General features: G+C 67.3%; 19 protein-coding genes and 1 pseudogene. 8 read left to right on the forward strand and 12 right to left on the reverse strand.

Translation table 11 applies throughout. The features are described 5' to 3' along the window. Nucleotides 1-413: pseudogene (locus ACIKT0_RS04260) on the forward strand (PhnA-like protein); the annotation flags it as partial. A 119-nt stretch (nucleotides 414-532) separates the two neighbouring features. On the opposite strand, the gene ACIKT0_RS04265 reads toward ACIKT0_RS04260, so the two are convergent. Then, nucleotides 533-2,143 carry a bifunctional aspartate transaminase/aspartate 4-decarboxylase gene (locus ACIKT0_RS04265; RefSeq protein ID WP_407104139.1) on the reverse strand — a complete coding sequence of 537 codons (1,611 nt, stop codon included), beginning with the start codon at nucleotides 2,141-2,143 and terminating at the stop codon, nucleotides 533-535. A 78-nt stretch (nucleotides 2,144-2,221) separates the two neighbouring features. Continuing rightward, entirely contained in the window at nucleotides 2,222-3,907 is a 1,686-nt protein-coding gene (gene aspT / locus ACIKT0_RS04270; RefSeq protein WP_407104140.1) for an aspartate-alanine antiporter, read from the reverse strand. Nucleotides 3,908-4,161: 254 nt separating this feature from the next. Here aspT and ACIKT0_RS04275 point away from each other — a divergent pair, with 254 nt between their 5' ends. After that, nucleotides 4,162-4,605, forward strand: coding sequence for an SRPBCC family protein (locus tag ACIKT0_RS04275; RefSeq protein WP_407104141.1), 444 nt, complete (start codon nucleotides 4,162-4,164; stop codon nucleotides 4,603-4,605). Between the two features lie 130 nt (nucleotides 4,606-4,735). On the opposite strand, the gene ACIKT0_RS04280 is transcribed toward ACIKT0_RS04275, so the two are convergent. The 3 genes from ACIKT0_RS04280 to ACIKT0_RS04290 form a co-directional block, all read right to left on the reverse strand. Next, a complete protein-coding gene (locus tag ACIKT0_RS04280; RefSeq protein ID WP_407104142.1) occupies nucleotides 4,736-4,981 on the reverse strand; it encodes a hypothetical protein in 246 nt (81 codons plus the stop codon). A gap of 74 nt (nucleotides 4,982-5,055) precedes the next feature. Next, nucleotides 5,056-5,475: a hypothetical protein gene (locus ACIKT0_RS04285; RefSeq protein ID WP_407104143.1), complete on the reverse strand. Its 420-nt coding sequence runs from the start codon at nucleotides 5,473-5,475 to the stop codon at nucleotides 5,056-5,058. A gap of 220 nt (nucleotides 5,476-5,695) precedes the next feature. Continuing rightward, nucleotides 5,696-6,331 carry a GDSL-type esterase/lipase family protein gene (locus ACIKT0_RS04290; RefSeq protein ID WP_407104144.1) on the reverse strand — a complete coding sequence of 212 codons (636 nt, stop codon included), beginning with the start codon at nucleotides 6,329-6,331 and terminating at the stop codon, nucleotides 5,696-5,698. 113 nt (nucleotides 6,332-6,444) lie between these two features. Between ACIKT0_RS04290 and ACIKT0_RS04295 the strand changes: the two genes are divergently transcribed. Continuing rightward, nucleotides 6,445-6,768, forward strand: a complete 324-nt coding sequence (locus ACIKT0_RS04295) for a hypothetical protein (RefSeq protein ID WP_407104145.1) — start codon at nucleotides 6,445-6,447, stop codon at nucleotides 6,766-6,768. Between the two features lie 3 nt (nucleotides 6,769-6,771). On the opposite strand, the gene ACIKT0_RS04300 is transcribed toward ACIKT0_RS04295, so the two are convergent. Further along, nucleotides 6,772-7,071: a hypothetical protein gene (locus tag ACIKT0_RS04300; RefSeq protein ID WP_407104146.1), complete on the reverse strand. Its 300-nt coding sequence runs from the start codon at nucleotides 7,069-7,071 to the stop codon at nucleotides 6,772-6,774. A 221-nt stretch (nucleotides 7,072-7,292) separates the two neighbouring features. Between ACIKT0_RS04300 and ACIKT0_RS04305 the strand changes: the two genes are divergently transcribed. After that, the gene (locus ACIKT0_RS04305) at nucleotides 7,293-7,481 is read left to right on the forward strand and encodes a hypothetical protein (RefSeq protein ID WP_407104147.1); all 189 of its coding nucleotides are present in this window, start codon (nucleotides 7,293-7,295) and stop codon (nucleotides 7,479-7,481) included. Nucleotides 7,482-7,497: 16 nt separating this feature from the next. Here the strand turns inward: ACIKT0_RS04305 and ACIKT0_RS04310 are convergent, their stop codons facing one another. Continuing rightward, on the reverse strand, nucleotides 7,498-7,734 hold the full coding sequence (locus ACIKT0_RS04310) for a hypothetical protein (RefSeq protein WP_407104148.1): 237 nt from the start codon (nucleotides 7,732-7,734) through the stop codon (nucleotides 7,498-7,500). Nucleotides 7,735-8,030: 296 nt separating this feature from the next. Here ACIKT0_RS04310 and ACIKT0_RS04315 point away from each other — a divergent pair, with 296 nt between their 5' ends. After that, the gene (locus tag ACIKT0_RS04315; RefSeq protein ID WP_407104149.1) at nucleotides 8,031-8,243 is read left to right on the forward strand and encodes a cold-shock protein; all 213 of its coding nucleotides are present in this window, start codon (nucleotides 8,031-8,033) and stop codon (nucleotides 8,241-8,243) included. Nucleotides 8,244-8,719: 476 nt separating this feature from the next. Here the strand turns inward: ACIKT0_RS04315 and ACIKT0_RS04320 are convergent, their stop codons facing one another. From ACIKT0_RS04320 to ACIKT0_RS04330, 3 genes are all read right to left on the reverse strand, one after another. Further along, nucleotides 8,720-8,917, reverse strand: a complete 198-nt coding sequence (locus ACIKT0_RS04320; RefSeq protein ID WP_407104150.1) for a hypothetical protein — start codon at nucleotides 8,915-8,917, stop codon at nucleotides 8,720-8,722. Nucleotides 8,918-8,998: 81 nt separating this feature from the next. Continuing rightward, nucleotides 8,999-9,760: an SDR family oxidoreductase gene (locus tag ACIKT0_RS04325; protein WP_407104151.1), complete on the reverse strand. Its 762-nt coding sequence runs from the start codon at nucleotides 9,758-9,760 to the stop codon at nucleotides 8,999-9,001. Between the two features lie 120 nt (nucleotides 9,761-9,880). Further along, nucleotides 9,881-11,056, reverse strand: coding sequence for an MFS transporter (locus ACIKT0_RS04330; protein WP_407104153.1), 1,176 nt, complete (start codon nucleotides 11,054-11,056; stop codon nucleotides 9,881-9,883). A 98-nt stretch (nucleotides 11,057-11,154) separates the two neighbouring features. Here ACIKT0_RS04330 and gcvA point away from each other — a divergent pair, with 98 nt between their 5' ends. Beyond that, nucleotides 11,155-12,039 carry a transcriptional regulator GcvA gene (gcvA, locus tag ACIKT0_RS04335; RefSeq protein WP_407104154.1) on the forward strand — a complete coding sequence of 295 codons (885 nt, stop codon included), beginning with the start codon at nucleotides 11,155-11,157 and terminating at the stop codon, nucleotides 12,037-12,039. Between the two features lie 128 nt (nucleotides 12,040-12,167). Next, nucleotides 12,168-13,367, forward strand: coding sequence for a winged helix-turn-helix domain-containing protein (locus ACIKT0_RS04340; RefSeq protein WP_407104155.1), 1,200 nt, complete (start codon nucleotides 12,168-12,170; stop codon nucleotides 13,365-13,367). A gap of 14 nt (nucleotides 13,368-13,381) precedes the next feature. On the opposite strand, the gene ACIKT0_RS04345 is transcribed toward ACIKT0_RS04340, so the two are convergent. Beyond that, nucleotides 13,382-14,179, reverse strand: a complete 798-nt coding sequence (locus tag ACIKT0_RS04345) for an ABC transporter ATP-binding protein (protein ID WP_407104156.1) — start codon at nucleotides 14,177-14,179, stop codon at nucleotides 13,382-13,384. Nucleotides 14,180-14,213: 34 nt separating this feature from the next. Further along, the gene (locus tag ACIKT0_RS04350; RefSeq protein WP_407104157.1) at nucleotides 14,214-15,080 is read right to left on the reverse strand and encodes a helix-turn-helix domain-containing protein; all 867 of its coding nucleotides are present in this window, start codon (nucleotides 15,078-15,080) and stop codon (nucleotides 14,214-14,216) included. A 306-nt stretch (nucleotides 15,081-15,386) separates the two neighbouring features. Between ACIKT0_RS04350 and ACIKT0_RS04355 the strand changes: the two genes are divergently transcribed. After that, nucleotides 15,387-17,528: a TonB-dependent siderophore receptor gene (locus tag ACIKT0_RS04355; RefSeq protein WP_407104158.1), complete on the forward strand. Its 2,142-nt coding sequence runs from the start codon at nucleotides 15,387-15,389 to the stop codon at nucleotides 17,526-17,528. Nucleotides 17,529-17,687 lie beyond the last annotated feature (159 nt).

Here is a 17,687-nt window from a genome sequence, read left to right on the forward strand (position 1 = left end):
TGCAGAACGCGCCCGATCCGTTCGGCTCGATCGAAGGCTCCATCCGCAGCGCATCCGGCGGCGACGATCCGGCGGCCCTGCGCGACCGCGCCATTTCGGCGGTGCGCGGCGCCATGAGCGCCGATCCGGCGCAGCAGGAGCAGGCCAAGACCCAGGCCGCAGAGGCGCTCGCCAAGGCGCAGAACATCCCCGTCGATCAGGCCCGTGGCCAGATCGACCAGTACCAGACGCAGTACAGGCAGGCGGTCGACCAGGCGAAGCAGAAGGCGACGGAGGCGGCGGACGCAGCCGCCGAGGCGACCTCCATGGGCGCCCTGATCGGGTTCTTCGCGCTCCTCCTCGGCGGCGCCGCGGCGTTGCTCGCGGGTCGGGCAGGGGTCACGACCGTGCGGAGACCCGACCGCCTGGCATGAGGTTCAGGGGGCGACCGGCGCCGGCCGAACTGTTCTTATGAAGACGCCCGCTGCGCCATCCGGCGTCGCGGGCGTCCTCAATTCAGGGGAGAGGCGTCGCGCCTCACCGCATCGCGGTCCTAAGCCTCTCCCCGCGAAGCCTTGAACTGGTCGTAGTAGCCGCGCGCGACGGCCCGGATGGCGACGCCGATGTCCTCGTAGACCTGATCGGGCAGGTTGGCGAACGACACCCGCACGCTCCATTCGGGCGCGTCGAAGCCGCCGCCGTTCAGCAGCACGATCGAGTGGTCGTTCGCGAGCTGGTAGACGAGATCGAGCGGATGAACGTTGGCCTTGAGCCAGGTCACCATGTCCTCGCCCGCATATTCCCGCAGCCAGAACTCGAAATCGATCGTGCCGTAATAGGCGGCGAAATGCGGGTTCGGCTGGACCTTCAGGGGCAGCCCCTTGAGCAAGGTCCTCGCCCGGTTGTGGCAGATCTCCATGCAGGCCCTCTGATAGGCCTTGTCGACGTCCATCAGCTCCGCGAGCGAGAAGAACGTGATCATCACCTGCTGGGGAAGCGACAGCCCGGCGGTGTGGTTGAGCGCCACGTCGCGGCTGTCGGCGACGAAGCGGTCGATCATCTTGAGCTTGCGCGGCTCCAGCGTCAGCGCGCCATAGCGCGCGTCGAGCGCCTTCAGCTCGTCCTCCGGCAGACCGGCGAGCTGCTCGTCGAGGATGTTGTCCTCATGCAGGGCGATGATCCCGAGCCGCCAGCCGGTGCATCCGAAATACTTGGAGTAGGAGTAGACGCCGATGGTGTTGCGGGGCAGTTCGCCGAGCAGGGACTTGAAGCCCTGCACGAACGTTCCGTAGACGTCGTCGGTGAGCAGCATCAGGTCCGGGCGTTTCGTCTTCACGAGGTCGACGATCTTGGCCATCGTCGGCTCGTCTATCGACACGGAGGACGGATTGCCGGGATTCACGACGAAGAAGGCCTTCACCGCCGGATCTTCGAGCTTCTTCAGCTCTTCGTCCGAGTACTGGAAGCGGTGCTCCTCCAACGCGTGAACATGGATCTGCTTGAGGGCGTAGTCCTCGAGGCCCGGAATCTCGACATAGGGCGTGAAGATCGGCACGCCGATCGCGATGGTGTCGCCCTTCTTCAACAGGCGGTTCGCCATGAGCGATCTGAAGAGATAGCAGATGGCGGCGGTCCCGCCCTCGACGGCGAACAGGTCGTAGCGGCCCTCGAGCGGCCTGGAGCCGCTCATCGCGAACTGCAGGTATTTGTTAGCCACCTTCTCGGCGTGGACCAGCATGCGGTCCGGGACCGGATAGTTGTCGCCGATGATCGAGTCCGCGAGCTCGAACACGAAGGCGTCGGCCTGGAAGCCGAGCGCATCCACCCCGTAGGCGACCGCGTTCCGGATGAACTCGACGCCCGGGGCGTCCGGCCGCTCCGCGAGCCAGGCGTCGAGCCTCTTCGCGATGCCGGCCGGCTGCGGCATGCCGGCGAGGCCCGCGCCGAAATCGTCCCGGCTGCGCCGGCAATCGGCGATCGCGAAGTGGCCGAAAGTAAAGAAGGCCTCGCGCGGCGTGGTCGCGACCCAGTTCGGGTTGCCGCGGCCGGCGTTCAACATGACGTGCGCAGCCTTCTTGGCGCTCGCGTTGGCCAGTTTGATCAGGTCGTTCTTGATCTCGAACGGGCTCAATTGTTCATAGGACTTGAAGTCGACGGTGGTCATGGAACGTCTCCAGTGGACGGCTGTTATCGCGGACCCAAGTCGTTAAGCGCTCGGCCGCCATGGGGGCGCGTTCCGCGCCTAGTGCAGCAGCAGGACGATGGTCAGGCCGGAGATGGTGAGGAGCGTGTTGCCCACGGCGTACGGGGCGCCATAGCCGAGCGCCGGAACCTTGCTCTTCGCCGCATCCTGGATCATCCCGAGCGCCGCGGTGGTGGTCCGCGCGCCCGCGATGACGCCAAGCAGAATGGCGGGATGGAACTTGAAGACGTAACGGGCGAGGTAGAGCGAGGCGACCATCGGCGCGAGCGTCGCGAAGATGCCCCAGAGGAACAGGCTCACGCCGACCTCCTTCAGGCCCGCGACGAAGCCGGGGCCCGCCGAGATGCCGACGACGGCGATGAACACGTTGAGGCCGATCGTGTTGAGCACCCAGAGCGCCGGCCCCGGTATGCCGCCGAAGGTCGGGTGAACGGAGCGCAGCCAGCCGAGCACGAGGCCGGCCAGCAGCGCGCCGCCGGTGGTGGACAGGCTGATGGGGACGCCCCCGAGCCTGATCGTGAGCGCGCCGACCAGACCGCCGATCGTGATGCCGGCGGCCAGGAAGGAGATGTTGGTGGTCTCGGTCGGGCGGTCCGCGTAGCCGAGGCGCTGCACCGCCTCCTCGACGTGCCGGCGGGCGCCGACGAGGGTCACGATGTCGCCGCGGGAGATCCTGGTTTCGGCGAGGATCGGCAGCTCCACGCCGCCGCGCATGATCTTCCGAAGAAAGATGCCGCGGGCGAACGGCTCCTCCGCGAACTCCCTAAGCGTCTTCGCGTGCAGATCCTTCCGGGAGACGAACACGTCCAGCGTCTCCGACGGCGCGTCGAGCAGCTTGCTGTCGTCGACCTCCTGACTGCGGCCGAGCCGCTCGACGAGGATCGCGCGGGGGCCCGCGACCGCGACCTCGTCGCCGGCCTGGAGCACCGTGTCGGCGGTGGCCTCGATGATCTGGTCGCCGCGGCGAATGCGCTCGACGAACACCCGCTCCGGCAGGGCCAGCCGCTCGAGTTCGCCGACGCGCTTGCCCACGGCGGGTCCGCCCGGCGGCACCACATAGGCCCGGAACTCCCATGTCCGGCGCCCGGACACGATGCCGGGCTCAGGGGCGCCGGGGCTTCCGGACATCGACTTCTCATACTCCGCGCAGGCAGCCGGCAGGTCGAAGCCGAGCAGCTTGGGCCCGAGTTCCGCCAGGAACCACGCGGTGCCGATCGTGCCGAAGATGTAGGTCACCGCGTAGGCGATCGGGATCTGGTCGATCAGCCGCTTCGCGGTCTCGGGGGAGAGGCCGAGCTGGTTGATTTGGTCGGAGGCGACGCCGATGACGGCCGAGATCGTCTGCGCGCCGGAGAACAGGCCGGCGGCGTAGCCAAGCTCCAGGCCGGCGAGCTTGGCCGCGATGATGCTGCAGATCAGGCACAAGGCCACGACGATCACGGAGAAGCCCATCTGCTTCGGGCCATCCGTGCGAAAGGCGTGCATGAACTGCGGGCCGACGCCGTAGCCGACCGCGAAGATGAAGATGATGAAGAAGGTCGACTTCACATTGGACGAGATCGACAGGTCGAGCTGACCGATCAGGACGCCGGCGAGCAGCGTGCCCGTCACCCCGCCAAGCGCGAATCCCCCAACCCGGTAGGATCCGATCCAGAAGCCGATCGCGAGCGACAGGAAGATCGCGATCTCCGGATCGCTTCTGAGGACGCCCACGAACCATTCCATTGCCGCCTCCGCATCACTGCGCCGGAGACGTTGATGGTGACGGCACCGCTCGAAAACCCCGTAACAGCACCTAAGGGAAACGACGTCAGCGCAGAGGGAGAGTCGTGCGGTCGGCCTTGCTTGGCGTGGGCATTGCGGATGCTCGGCGCCGGCACGCCGTGCGCGAGCGCCCGAAAAGATCTGCTTACCTGTCGGCAGGCGCGTCTCTCATCCGTCTTAGGATTGTTGCTATCGCTCACCCAGGAGAGACGGTCGTGCCGAGCACCATCACTTTGCACCGGGTTCTGGCTGCCAAACCCGAGAAGGTCTACCGGGCGTTCGTCGAGCCCGACGCCGTCGCGGGCTGGCTGCCGCCTAACGGGTTCACCTGCACGGTGCACAAGCTGGACGCGACGGTCGGCGGCGAGCACCGCATGTCGTTCCGCAACTTCACCACCGGGAATGTCCATTTCTTCGGCGGGCGATACAGGGAGCTGATCCCGGGCGAGCGGCTCGTCTACACGGACAAGTTCGACGACCCGAACCTGCCTGGAGAAATGACCGTCACGGTAAACCTGAAGCCGGTCTCTGTCGGGACCGAGGTCAGCATCGAACAGACCGGCGTTCCGGACGTCATACCCCGGGAGGCCTGCTACCTCGGATGGCAGGAGTCCCTGAGGAAGCTCGCCAAGCTGATCGAACCCGACATCGGTGACTAGAGGGCCCGTTTCGGGCGCGCCTTCGCAAGCGAGCGGCCCGCGACGCGGATGGTGGCCGAGACGGAGGCGAGGCGCCGGCGATCGCGCGGCGCGCGCCTCCGTCACGATAGGAGCCGGCGCGCGAGCTTCCTCAGGCGCGCTGGTAGACGCCCGGGACGAGCCCCAGCCGCGCCGCCTGGGCGCGGATGTCACGGCCGCTGTCCGCGACGGAGTGGTCGGCGTCCGGATAGTCACGCTTGAGGAGCGACAACGCCTCGTCGGCTGAGGCCGCGAGCACGATCCAGCGGATGACGCGCTCGCCTCGATCCGCCTCTTCGCCCGCGTCGTTGGTCATGCGGCTCTCGATAAAGAAGCCGTCGTCCGTGTTGATACCCATGCTTTCTCTACTCTCCGCGGCCGATCTCCGGAGCTTCCGGCCCGGCCGCGGAGAACCTGAAGCTGTCAGCCCGATCAGCAAGGACGATAGTAGGCCCGTCCGTTGCGGACGTAGCGACAGCGGTCGCCACGGTTGCTGTTCGCGATCGCCGCGCCTGCCGCGAGGCCCAGGGCGCCGGCCGCGATGTAGCGTCCGGTGTGGTTGCGGTTATGCCGGCGATAGCCGTGGCCGTAGTAGCCCCGGTGGCCGCGGCTCCAGCCGCCGTGGCGCCCGCCGCCGCGATGCCCCCAGCCGCGGTGACCATGTTTGCCGCCGCGGAAATGGCCGCCCCTATGGCTTCTGTGGCCGCCGCGATGGCCGACGGTCTGGATCTGATCCATGGGGACGCCCGCGACCGTCGGGACGGAGGCGGAGGAAGCCTGGGCCGGCATCACGCCGACGGTCATCCCGAGTGAACACACGCCCGCGACGATCAGAGTCGAAATCTTGTTCATGAAATACCTGTGGCTGTGGCGCGTGCGTTGACGCGCTTCTGGTGTCGGCCAGCCGCCTTGGCGGCCGCGGCGTTCGTGAAGGCGCATATTGCGCGCTCCCGGCCCGAGGGAAGAGGCGCCGATCACGGCGGCGGGAGCCCGCGCCTGAAGCCGGGGAGCCGAAGCGGAGCTCGAACGTGACGCGGTGGCTTCGGTTTCGGCCGCGCCGGTGCGGCGTCAGCTAGCGCGTGATGATCTCGGACCGGCCGCGGCCGAACTCATGCTCGGCCAGGAGCCGGGCGATGGCGTCTGCGATCTTGCCGCCTCCCTGAACGGAAGGTTCGATCGGGTTCGCGAAGTCGGCGTCATCCGCGCAAACCGACCGCAGTTCGATGACGGGGAGTCCCCGGTCGGTGAGCAGGCGGATGATGCAGTCATCGATCAGCGCGAGAGCCGTAGCGGCCGCGCGCCGGGAGGCCGCGTCCGGATAGCGCGGCTCGTAGATGGTGCAGAAGGCGGCCGGCAGGCCCGCTCCCGTCACCTCGTCCAGCATGGCTGCGTAGTCCCGCCTGAAGCCGTCTCTCAATTCGGCCAGCCGAAGAAGGCTGCCGGAGACGGAACTCGAAGGGGCGCCCAAGACGGCCGACAGCGCGATCGCGTCGTTGCCTCCGACGCTCACGACCAGATGGGTCGCGTCGTCCGGAAGATGGGCGAGCTGGCGGGGCATGCTGGACATCACGCTTCCGTCGACCGCGCGGAGGCTGGCCCGCCACGACGCGGGCAGCCGCTCACGAAGCTGCGTTACGACGTCGGGACCCCCGGCCACATAGGCGGCGTTGTCGAAGACCGAGTCCCCGAGGAGAACGACGTGGTTCAAGGACGCTTCTCCTGCGCTTCGAGCCCCTGCCGGGGCGAGCGCCCCGAGCAGGATCATCGCGGTCCGTCGGCTCAGAGCCATGGCGCGCTCGCTCGTCAGGCCTCAGCTGTCGAATGAAGGTCATTGCGATGCATCTGGTTCAGCTCTTCCTGCCGCTTTTCGACAATCATGGCCGGACCTTTCCGCACGCGCTGTTCTCCGAGGTCCGGGAGGAGCTGGTCGCCCGCTTCGGAGGCGTCACGGCGTTCACGCAAGCTCCGGCCGACGGCGTGTGGAAGGACGGGGACGATGTCCCGACCCGCGACAGGATCGTGATCTTCGAGGTCATGTGCGACCGCCTCGAGCGGGACTGGTGGGCCGACTACCGCCGACTCCTGGCGGAACGGTTCCGCCAGGAGGAGCTTGTCGTGCGCACCTGGCAGGTGGATGCGCTCTAGCGATCAGAGGGCCGCCGCGGCCTTCGTCGCGGTCGAACGAGGCGCTGGCTCGGACCAGCAGAGCAGGCCGTTCTTCATCACCGGCAGATCGCCCGTCGCGACGACCTGGGCGACGGCGCCGGCCGGCGTGGTCTTCGCGTCCGCCAGCGCGAGGCTCAGCGCGTGACCGTCTTCCGTGACGAACGCGACCTTGGCTCCCCCGCGAAAAAGCGCCAGCGCCGAGTCGCAGGCCTCGATCTCCCCCGACGCCGTGATATGCCCGCCCTTCTGTTCGTAGCACTCGATCTCGAGCTGACCCGCCACGGAGTCGCCGTCCAGAGTGCCCCGTCGATTAATGCGCCCTAAATATTTCATCTCGTATCCTTCAGCGAAATCTGGTCAGTATCTAGAAATGATTTGAATCATATCCAGATGTGGCCGCGAAGTTGTGCGGATGATCGAGGTTTTTCACTCGAAAGAGTGATCGTTTTCTCGGCCTGAGCTCATTCGAGCCGCGGCCCGGCGTGACAGCGGAAGGCTGCTCCTTGGCGAAGTTGATTGAAGTGAAGAGTCTCGGCGGGGTCAATTTCGTCCGTCCGGATCGGGTGATCGCGATCCAGACTTCGGCGACCGGCTCCACCGTCATCGTTCTCGAGGGCGGGGCGGTCGTGAACTCCTCCGAGACCACGCTTGCGGTCGCGGCGCGGCTCAGGGCGGCCGAAGACGACCGTTAGGGGAGGCGGCCCCTAGCTACTGGTCCGGGTCGGCTTCGCGGCGGCATACGCCCCGCGTGTGCGTCTCGATCGCGGCCAGCGCGTCGTCGAGCGAATGGAAGGGGCCGCAGCGCATTCCGGTCATCGTCTGCTTCGCGTTGCCGCCGGGCTCGACCAGGAAAGTCCCGCCGTCGCTCCGTCGAACCACGCCCATGGATCGGCCGAGCAGATCGGTCAGCAGCCACTCATTGGCGTCTGCTGCGGGTTTGACCATGACGTCCAAGAGCTCTCCCGCCTCCTCTGTGGGCCGGGCTTCGATCGAGCCAGCGGCGGTCCGAGATTTCCGCCCCTTTGAGAGCGCCGTGTCTTTTCTCACGGAAATCTACCTGTAAACAATCCTTGTAAATGCCGCCAGCAGGGCGCATGTTGCGAATGTTGGTTCAGCGACATACGATTTGGCGCCGACGAGATGAAAATCTCGCGCCGGGTTTTATTTCCATGAAGTGGCATGTCTGGTGCGCTGGGCCGTTGAGGTCCGACGCATGTTTTGTGATTTAAAAAGGAGTTCCCATGTCTTCGGGAACGGTGAAATGGTTTAATGCCCAGAAGGGCTTCGGCTTCATTGCGCCGGATGACGGCGGCGCCGACGCCTTCGTGCATATTAGCGCCATGGAGCGCGCCGGAATCCACGATCTCCAGGAAGGCCAGAAGGTCACCTACGAGCTCGTCGCCGATCGCAAGAGCGGCAAGATGACGGCCGACCGGCTGCAGATTCAGTCCTGATCGCGCCGTCCGCTGCGGTTCTCCGCGGCGGAGCGGCGTAGGCGCCGACCGGCGGGGTCGACCACGGATGTACTGGCGAACCCTGCTCGTCGCAGCGCCGCAGCCTCAGGCCCAAAAGCGCTCTTGAGCGTCATGGACCCCGTCGCCCTCAGGGCGGCGGGGGTTTTCGTATCGGGACCGGCCGCCGCATGGCCAGGGCGCAAAAGCGTGGCGTCTGGCGCGCCTCCGAAGCAAGGAAATCCTGAGAGCGTATGCGTTACGCTGAGGCCGAGGGCTCTATCTGGCGGCGCCCGACGCTACAGGGCGGCTGGCGTCGTGGACGCGCTGCGCCCCGACCGTCGTCTGCGCGCAGAATCCCGATCGACAACGCGCCGCCCCAAAGCCGCGGGCGGCGCCGTCGTGTCGCGGCAGCCGCGAACTGCGCGGCGCCATAAGCTGGATTGTCGCCGACTGGCGAGCGGCCGGAGCCGCTTCACTCATACCGAGAGAGAAATCTCGTCTTCCTTGACCATCCGCTCATGGTTCTCGGTCAGAGCCTTGATGCGGTAGGCCGGCGGAAGATCCTCCCGATCTCCGGGAACCAGGCGCACGATCCTGAACTGGGTGGTCGCGCCCAATCCATGCGAGATGGTCAGGCGAACGGGGTCGCCGACTGCGAATTGATGTTTAGCCATCCCCCATCATAGCACGTCCGCGGCGTCCCGGCGCGGTTTCATTTCCGAGGGGCTGCGCCGCCCGGGCCGCGTGGCTCGGCCCTACTTACCGCCGGTGACGTCGAGGAACGTATTGGTGATGAAGGACGCCTCGTCGCTCGCCAGCCACAGGATCGCGCGCGCCACCTCCTCGGGCTGGCCGCCTCTCCCCATCGGGACCGTGGCCTTGACGCGATCCACCCGTCCGGGCTCGCCGCCGTCGGCGTGCATCTCGGTGTAGATGTGGCCCGGGCGCACGCACGCGACCCGGACGCCCTCGCGCGCGACCTCCTTGGCGAAGCCGATCGAGAACGTCTCGAGCGCGCCCTTGGAGGCGGCGTAGTCGACATATTCGTCCGGGCTTCCGAGGCGGGCGGCCGCCGACGAGATGTTGATCACCACGCCGCCGCGCCCGCCGTGACGGCGGGACATGCGCTTCGCCGCCTGCTGCGTGCAGAGCATCGGACCGATCGCGTTGACGGCGAAGATGCGCAGCATGCGCTCATGTCCGATGTCCTCGAGCCGGCTCTGCTTCGCGATGATCGCCGCGTTGTTGACGAGCACGTCGAGGCGGCCGAACTCCCGGTCGATCGCGGAGAACAGCCGCGCGACCTGCTCCGGATCGGCGCTGTCCGCCTGCACCGCCAGAGCTTTGCGACCGGAGGCCGTGACGTCGTCCGCCACGGCGCGGGCGGCGGCCTCGTTGGAGGCGAAGCTGATCGCCACGTCGTAGCCGCGCTCGGCTGCGAGCCGCGCGGTCGCCGCGCCGACGCCGCGGCCGCCGCCCGTTATCAGGATGACGGGGGCCTGACTGCCCTCACTCATCGAACGCGCCTCCGTGAAGTGCAAAGTTGAGTTCTGCGCTGCGCCAGACATGCTCCTCCGTCCGGAGAGATCTGGCGCGTTCGGATAGGGTCATTTCTGCGTATCCGGGCGCCGCCGCGATCATGACTGCGGGACAAGACGGCGCCCCAGCAGGACAACGACAGGCAGCGTCAGCAGGGACGCGGCGGCGGCGCAGGATACGCCCCATGATCGCCCGGCTGCGTCGCCCACGACGCCGAACAGGATCGGCGCCAAGGCACCCGACCCTGTCACGCCCGTGTAGAAGACCGCGAACGCATGCTCCACCCGCCCCGCCGGCGCGAGTTCGGGAACCGTCCCGTAAAGCACAGAGGAGGTGCCGTTCAGCGCAAGGCCGACGACCGGCAGCAGAAGCAGGGTCGGCGTCAGCGGCAGGGTCAGCGTGGCCAGGATCAGGGCGACCGTGGCGCTTTCGGTGATCAGCACCGCGCGGAGCACGCCGAGCCTCGCCCCCATCCAGCCGCAGACGAACTTCCCGAGCGCGCCGCCGACGAAGACGCTCGCGAGCGCCGTCCCGATCGCAGGAAAGGCCGCGCCCTTCGCCTGCAGCACGAAGGGCAGGAAGGTGAGGAAGCCCATCCGCGCCGCCGTATCGAGGCCTCCGATCGCGCAGAGCAGGGCGAAACCGCGTCGATCCCCGAGCGAGCGCCTTGCAGGCCCGGCGAGGTCGTGGTGGGGGATGCGGATCCTCGGCATCAACGTCACCGCGGCGGCCGCGATCAGACCGAGCGCCGCCACCAGCCAAAGCGCGTGCCGCCACGGCATCAGGGTGACCAGCAGCGACGTCAGGGCGGGAACGCAGGCTTTCCCAACGTCGCCGGCGAAGTTGTAGGTCCCGATCGGGCCTCTGGACACGTCGCCGAACGCTCGTGATACGGCGGCGGATGCGATCGGGTGCTGTGTGGCCGATCCCGCTCCCGACAACGCCAGGGCGACGCAAAGACCGATGGCGCCTCCCGAAAATCCGGCGAGCACATAGCCGAGCGCCGAGAGGAGCGTTCCGGCGGCGAGGATGACGCGTCCGTCGAATTTCTCCGCGAGGCGGCCCGCCGGCACCTGCAACGCCGCCATGGCCCCGGCGTAAACGCCGCGCAGCACGGCGAGAAGGCTGTAGCTGAGGCCGAATTCCGCCTGCCAGATCGGCAGAAGCACGTAGATGAGATCCGTGTAGCCGTCATGGACAGCATGGACGACGCCAGCCACCGCGAGCGTGCGATTTGGAGCAGCTGGGCGCCCGGCGGTCTCTAGTGACGACATCTGGCTCAACATCTTGGAAGAGCCGCGAAAGTTGCGCTCGGCCTCGTTATGCGACAAACGATTTTTTGGAACAGGTCGCGTGAGAAAATCTGACGCCGATGAGCCGCCGTCTCCCCTCCATGAACGCCCTGAGGGCGTTTGAAGCGGTCGGGCGTCACCTGAGCTTCACGCGCGCGGCGCAGGAGCTGAATGTCACCCACGGCGCCCTCAGCCGGCAGGTCAGACTGCTGGAGGAGTGGCTCGGGCAGCCGCTTTTCGAACGCGGCGCCCGTCGCATCGCGCTGACGGAACGTGGCGCCGACTATCTCTTGGATGTCGGGGCCGCCTTCGACCGGATCGCCGCCGCGACGGCCCGGCAGTTCGAGCGCGACGAGCGTCGGCTGCTCCAGGTGAACGCGATGGCGACGTTCACGCTGCGCTGGCTGATACCGCGGCTATCCTCCTTTCAGCTTGGCCACCCGAGCATCGAGGTGCGTCTCACGACATCGAACACGCCGCTTCAGGACCTTCGGGAGCCTTACGACGTGGCGATCCGCGGCGGTCCGGAGCGGATCCCCGCCCATGTGGCGCAGAAATTCCTGTCCGAGACGCGCATTCCGGTCTGCAGTCCAAAGCTCATCGAACAGCGACCGATGGCGCATCCGCGCGATCTGGCGCGCCACACGATCCTGCATTCCGCGACCCTGCCGGATGTGTGGTCGCAATGGCTCGTCGCCGCGAGGGTTCCGAACCTGAAGCCGGCCGGCTCGATCACGCTCGAGCATTTTTATCTGACGCTTCAGGCGGCTCTGGATGGCGTCGGGGTCGCGATGGGGCCGACGGCGCTCGTCGCCGACGACGTTCGGGCCGGACGGCTCGTCATGCCGTTCAGAGAGCCGGCCCTGCCGGCCAGGAGCTATTTCACCTATGTCCCGGACGGGTGCGCCGACGATCCGGCCGTTCGCTCGTTCTGCGCATGGCTCCGGCGCATCGCTGAGGCCTAGGGGAAGACGCCCCGGCGGACGGGTCGTGATCGACTGGAACAGCGCCCGCGGCGCGTTAGCTTGCTGAGCCGCTGTTCCGCGCCGCTGGCGGACCAGCGCGAACGCTCTTGGGAACGCCGGAACGCATCATGGCCGACCGCTCGATTCCGCTGTCTCTCAAGGCGGCGCGCGGCGCCTGGCTGACCGCTCAGAAGCTCGACGAGGACGCTCCGTTCGGCGAAGGGCCGGAGGCGGTGCGCCGCGCCGTCGAACACCTCGGTTACGTGCAGATCGACACGATCAACGTGATCGAACGCAGCCACCATCACATCCTGCACACCCGCATCCCGAGCTATCGGAGGAGCGATCTCGACACGGCTCAGGCCGATGACAAGTCAGTCTTCGAGTACTGGACGCATGCGCTCGCCTATGTTCCGACCGCGGATTATCGGTTCTTCGCGCCGGCGATGGACAGATTCAGGGAGGCGCCCGGCGGGATGTTCGCCGCGATCCCCGGCGACAACTACGCAGCCCTGCTACGGCGCATCGCCAAGGAGGGGCCGCTGTCGATCCGGGACGTGGACGACGACGCGCTCATCGAGAAGACGCATCCCTGGGGGAGCCGAAAGCCGTCCCGGGCGACGCTGCGGTTCGGGTTCTTCGCAGGCGACCTGGTGGTCAGCCGCCGAACCGGAATGCTCAAGACCTATGATCTGACGAAGCGTCATTTCGGGTGGCGGAGGCGGCCCGCGCCCGCCTCCGAGAAGCAATGCGCGTCCTACCTTCTCGCTCGCGCCCTCCGCGCGCAGGGCGTGGTGAGCGTCGACTCCATCTGTTTCGGCGACCTCCGGTCGAAGCGGCTCGTCGCGGAGGCCATCGCGACCGAGGTCAGGCGCAAGCGGCTGACGCCTGTCCGCATCGAGGGCCTCGAGAAGACGCAGCACTGGGCCGCGCCCTCCGTGATCGAAAGCGCGGGCGGGTCGCCTCTCCCGCGCGAGCGCATCCGCATCCTTTCGCCCTTCGATCCGCTGGTGATCCAGCGCAAGCGGCTCAAGGCGCTGTTCGGCTATGAGCACAGGTTCGAAGCCTATGTGCCGGTCGCGAAGCGCTCCTTCGGCTATTTCGCGCTGCCGGTTCTGGCGGGCGACGAGTTCGTCGCGGCCATCGACCTCAAGATGGACCGCGCGGCCGGACGTCTTCTCATCCAGAACTGGACGTGGCTCGCCGAGGCGGACGCCGGCCTCCGGGAAGCGGTCGACGAAGCTCTCGCGGGCTTCGAGCGGTTCCAGAAGCACGCCGCGGCGCCGGGCGCGGCGGCTCAGCCCGATCAGACGGCGTCGTCCGGCTGACCTTTCGAACGGCGTCAGCTCGCGAAGGCGAGGGGCATGCCGCTGATCGGGTGTCGCAGCACCTCCATGCCGAGGCCGTAGATGGCCTCGAGGCGGTCCTTCGCCATGATCGAGGCGGGGGAGCCGCGCGCGATCAGGCGGCCGGTGTGGAGCGCCGCCACCTCGTCACAGAACCGGGCCGCCATGTTGACGTCGTGCAGCACGACCACGACGCCGCGCCCTTGCGTCTCGGCGAGCTTCCGGACCAGCGTCAGCACCTCGATCTGATGGGCGACGTCGAGCGCCGAGGTCGGCTCGTCGAGCAGGAGCCAGCGCGCCTGCTGGGCGACCAGCATCGCGAGCCACACACGCTGGCGTTCTCCGCCCGAAAGCTCCTCGACCATGCGGTCGGCGAAGACTGCTACGTCGGCGAGCCCCATGGCCTCCGTGACCGCTTCGGCGTCCTCCGGGCCGAATCGGCCGAGAGCGCCGTGCCACGGATACCGGCCGAGCGCCACGAGCTCCCGGACGGTGAGCCCCGAAGCCAGAGGAGGGTTCTGAGGGAGGTAGGCGACCTCGCGCGCGAAGTCCCGTGAGCGCCAGTCGCCGATCGGCCGGCCGCCATAGCGGATGGCGCCGGTCGTGACGTTCTGCTGCCGCGCCATGAGCTTCAGCAGCGTCGACTTGCCCGAGCCGTTATGGCCCACGAGGCCGATCACGGCGCCCGGCGGGAAACGCGCGGAAAGCGGCGCGAGAAGCGCGCGGTCGCCGACCGAGAAGCACGCTTGCGAAAGCTCGAAGGCGGCCTGCGCCGAGGGGGCGCCCTGGGTCATTGCGGAAACGTTCTGGTGCACGCGCTACGCCTCATCATCGACATGTCGCACGCCACTCCATGGGCGTGCAGCCCGCAAGCTTCCGGAACACGCGGGTGAAATGCGCCTGGTCGGCGAAGCCGAGCTCGGTCGCGATCTCGCTGAGCGAGGCCTCCGCGCGCCCGATCAGGCGCTTGGCCTTGCGGACCCTCGCCTGGAGCTGCCAGCGATGCGGCGGCATGCCGGTCGCCGCCTTGAAGGCGTGGCTGAAATAACTCTCGGAGAGCCCGGCGAGGCGGGCGAGCTCGCTCAGGCGGATCGTCTCGCCGCAGCGCTCGTCGATGTAGTCCACCGCGAGCCGCAGCTGGCGATCCGAAAGCGCGCTGCGGCCGGGGCGGCGGGAAGGCGGCCCGAACGCCGCCGACACTAGCGCCGTCAGCAGCCCGTCCCCCAGAAGTCCGAGCGGCGCCGGGCTGCGGGCGCAGGCCTGCTCGAGGAGCCGCGCGAAGCGCTCCAGACGACTGTCGCTGAACATCAGCCGCGGCGTCGCCGCGCTGACACGATCAAACCCCTCGATCGGCCCCAGTCGCTCTAGGTCGAAATGGACGTCGAGATGGCGGAGTTCGGTCGCGCCGCCGAACGTCATGCTGAGCGGCGCCTCCGGCGGCACATAGGTCGCGCTCAGCTTGCGGGACGACACCCGGGCGGCGCGCTGCCCGGCGTCAAGCGAGATCTCCGAAGCGGGCTCCTCGATGACCACGAACAGGCGTGGATCGCGCGAGACGTAGTCGCCCCCGGCCCCGGGCGCGCAGCGCGCCTGCCAGATCTCGACCAGCCCGATGTCGGACGAATGGGCGAGGGGCCTTCCGATGACGGCGATGCCGCGCTTTTCGGAGACCATGCGCGGCTGGAACGCGTTCATCGCCGTCCCGCCATCTGCGCCGTGGTCCCAACCCGTCTGGTGCGCAGGGAGCACACCAGTGATCTCAGAGTATTTTGAAGCCAGAAACGTACAATACGGAAGCACCGCCGCGCACTCTTAGTCGCGCCCGGAGGGCAGTCAAGACTCCGGCTCGTAGATTAGAATATATACATTCTAAAGAGCCGGCGTCGTTGTAGCTCGCGAGTTTCGACAACGCCGGGGACCATGGTGATCTACGTAACGAGAATGCGAGCCGGGCTGCTTGCGGGCGTGGCGCTCGCGGCGATTACGCATCCTGGAGTTGCCGTGGCGCAGCAGGCCGCGCAGGCGACGCAACTCGACGCGATCGAGGTGCAGGGACAGGGCCGCGGCGACTCGATCGGGCGGAACGGCTCGGGCGTGGCGCCCGTGCAGGGCTACGCGCCGGTCGCCACCACCACCGGCTCCAAGACCGACACGCCGATCAAGCTCATCCCGCAGTCGATCGGCGTGGTAGGCAGCGAGCAGATGGACGATCTCGGCGCGATGAAGACCGACGAGGCGTTGCGCTACTCCGCTGGCGTGTTCGCGCAGCCCTTCGGCGACGATACGGACACCAACTGGTTCTATATCCGCGGCTTCGACGCCACGCAGACCGGCGTCTATCGCGACGGCATGCAGCTCTACAACTACGCCTTCGGCAACTTCTTCACCGACCCTTGGCTGCTCGAGCGCGTGGAGGTGCTGCGCGGCGCTTCGGCGGCGCTTTATGGCGGCGGCAATGTCGGCGGCATCATCAACTATGTTAGCAAGCGGCCGCTGGACTACGATTTCGGCGAGGTCGAGGTCGGCATCAACAACTATCCCACCGCGTTCGCGGCGTTCGACATCAACAAGGTCGTGCCGAACGACGCGGTCACGAAGGGCGACGGGCTGCCGCCGGTCTGGAAGTACCGCTTCACCGGCAAGTTCGAGGGCGGCGACGGCTACTCCAAGCGCGAAGACGGCATCCGCGGCGTGTTCCAGGGCGCGGCGACCTATTCGCCTGACGCCGGCACGGATTTCACCGTCTACGCCAACTACCAGCACGTCGACCAGAAGCACGGCGGCGGCGACTTCCTGCCGTATTACGGCACGGTGAAGCGGGCGACCTCGACGGACGGGACGATCGACCTCGGCCGCATCGGCCGGCGTGACAATTTCTCGGACTCCGATTTTGACCGGTACGACCGCCGGCAGGCCATGGCCGGCTACGAGTTCAACCACGACGTCAACGACGTGTGGACGGTGAACTCGAGGGCGCGGTTCGCCTACGCCGACCTCAAGGAAGCGCAGATCTACCCGTTCGGCTACGGCTTCCAGCCGCGGCCGAGCGCGGGCAACACCGCGCTCTCGCTCATCCCGTTCAACCACCACACCAAGTCGTACAGCTTCACCGCCGACAACAATGTCGTCGGCAAGTTCGCGACCGGCGGGCTGGATCACACCCTCCTCATCGGCCTCGACTACAAGTTCTACGAGATCGATGAGGTCCAGTCGTCGTTCGGCTCGCCCTACATCGACGAGAAGAGCAAGCTCCATCAGGCGGGGCTCTATGTTCAGGACCAGATCCGCTTCGGCGGCGGCTGGATCGCCACCCTGAACGGCCGCTATGACCGGATGTGGCTGAACGGGGATTACAAGCCGCTTCCGACCGACACGGGCGCCGACGTCAAGCTCGACAAGGGCCGCTTCAGCGGACGCGCCGGCCTCGGCTACGAGTTCGCGAACGGCGTCGTGCCGTATGTGAGCATCGCGAGCGTGTTCAACCCGCTCGTGCAGGCCAACAACATCCAGAACGCGGCGTTCCAGACCATCGGCCGCACGCCGTTCAAGCCCGAGACCGGCATCCAGTACGAGGCGGGCGTGAAGTGGGCGCCGACCTGGTTCTCCGGTCTGTTCACCGCCTCCGTCTTCGACCTGAAGAAGAAGAACGTCGTTTCGGGCACGACCTCCCCGACGACGGTCCAGACGCAGCTCGGCGAGGTGCGCTCGCGCGGCTTCGAGTTCGAAGCGCAGGCGAACCTGAACGAGAACTGGAAGTTCATCGGCGCGTTCACGGCCTATCAGCTGAAGATCCTGAAGGACGAGAACCCGCTTCTGGTGGGCGAGCAGCCCTTCCTCGTCCCGGAGGTGATCGCCTCGGCCTTCCTCGACTACACCTTCACCACCGGGGCCATGAAGGGCCTCAGCCTCGGCGGCGGCGTGCGCTACCTCGGCAAGTCCGAGGCGACGCAGCCGAACACGGTGAAGGTCCCGTCCGCGACCCTGTTCGACGTCGCCGCGCGCTACGAGTGGGACGCGTACAAGGTCAGCCTCAACGTGACGAACCTGTTCGACAAGCGCTACGTCTCCGGCTGCCAGGGCATCAATGTGTGCTCCTATGGCGAGGCCCGCAAAGCGCTGGTGAGGGCGAGCTACACGTGGTGAACGACGACAGGCCGGTCCGCCGGCCTGGCTTTCTCTCCCGCCGCGGCGTCCTCACCGGCGCCGCGGCTTTCGCTTGTCTGGGCGCCGCCCGCGCGACGCCCAGACAAGCGAAAGTCGCGGAACGCCGGCTGCGACGCTACATCCGTCGTAGACGCCGCC

This window comes from Hansschlegelia beijingensis (genome assembly GCF_045505405.1).
Taxonomy (GTDB): Bacteria; Pseudomonadota; Alphaproteobacteria; order Rhizobiales; family Methylopilaceae; genus Methylopila; species Methylopila beijingensis_A.

What these genes read in the sequence shown, in the direction of transcription:
- ACIKT0_RS04330 (WP_407104153.1), bottom strand. Translation starts at nt 11,056, where the DNA reads ATGTCGTCACTAGAGACCGCCGGGCGCCCAGCTGCTCCAAATCGCACG.
- ACIKT0_RS04295 (WP_407104145.1), top strand. Translation starts at nt 6,445, where the DNA reads ATGAAGGTCATTGCGATGCATCTGGTTCAGCTCTTCCTGCCGCTTTTC.
- ACIKT0_RS04265 (WP_407104139.1), bottom strand. Translation starts at nt 2,143, where the DNA reads ATGACCACCGTCGACTTCAAGTCCTATGAACAATTGAGCCCGTTCGAG.
- ACIKT0_RS04315 (WP_407104149.1), top strand. Translation starts at nt 8,031, where the DNA reads ATGTCTTCGGGAACGGTGAAATGGTTTAATGCCCAGAAGGGCTTCGGC.
- ACIKT0_RS04340 (WP_407104155.1), top strand. Translation starts at nt 12,168, where the DNA reads ATGGCCGACCGCTCGATTCCGCTGTCTCTCAAGGCGGCGCGCGGCGCC.
- aspT (WP_407104140.1), bottom strand. Translation starts at nt 3,907, where the DNA reads ATGGAATGGTTCGTGGGCGTCCTCAGAAGCGATCCGGAGATCGCGATC.
- gcvA (WP_407104154.1), top strand. Translation starts at nt 11,155, where the DNA reads ATGAGCCGCCGTCTCCCCTCCATGAACGCCCTGAGGGCGTTTGAAGCG.
- ACIKT0_RS04285 (WP_407104143.1), bottom strand. Translation starts at nt 5,475, where the DNA reads ATGAACAAGATTTCGACTCTGATCGTCGCGGGCGTGTGTTCACTCGGG.
- ACIKT0_RS04280 (WP_407104142.1), bottom strand. Translation starts at nt 4,981, where the DNA reads ATGGGTATCAACACGGACGACGGCTTCTTTATCGAGAGCCGCATGACC.
- ACIKT0_RS04345 (WP_407104156.1), bottom strand. Translation starts at nt 14,179, where the DNA reads ATGACCCAGGGCGCCCCCTCGGCGCAGGCCGCCTTCGAGCTTTCGCAA.
- ACIKT0_RS04320 (WP_407104150.1), bottom strand. Translation starts at nt 8,917, where the DNA reads ATGGCTAAACATCAATTCGCAGTCGGCGACCCCGTTCGCCTGACCATC.
- ACIKT0_RS04325 (WP_407104151.1), bottom strand. Translation starts at nt 9,760, where the DNA reads ATGAGTGAGGGCAGTCAGGCCCCCGTCATCCTGATAACGGGCGGCGGC.
- ACIKT0_RS04350 (WP_407104157.1), bottom strand. Translation starts at nt 15,080, where the DNA reads ATGAACGCGTTCCAGCCGCGCATGGTCTCCGAAAAGCGCGGCATCGCC.
- ACIKT0_RS04310 (WP_407104148.1), bottom strand. Translation starts at nt 7,734, where the DNA reads ATGGTCAAACCCGCAGCAGACGCCAATGAGTGGCTGCTGACCGATCTG.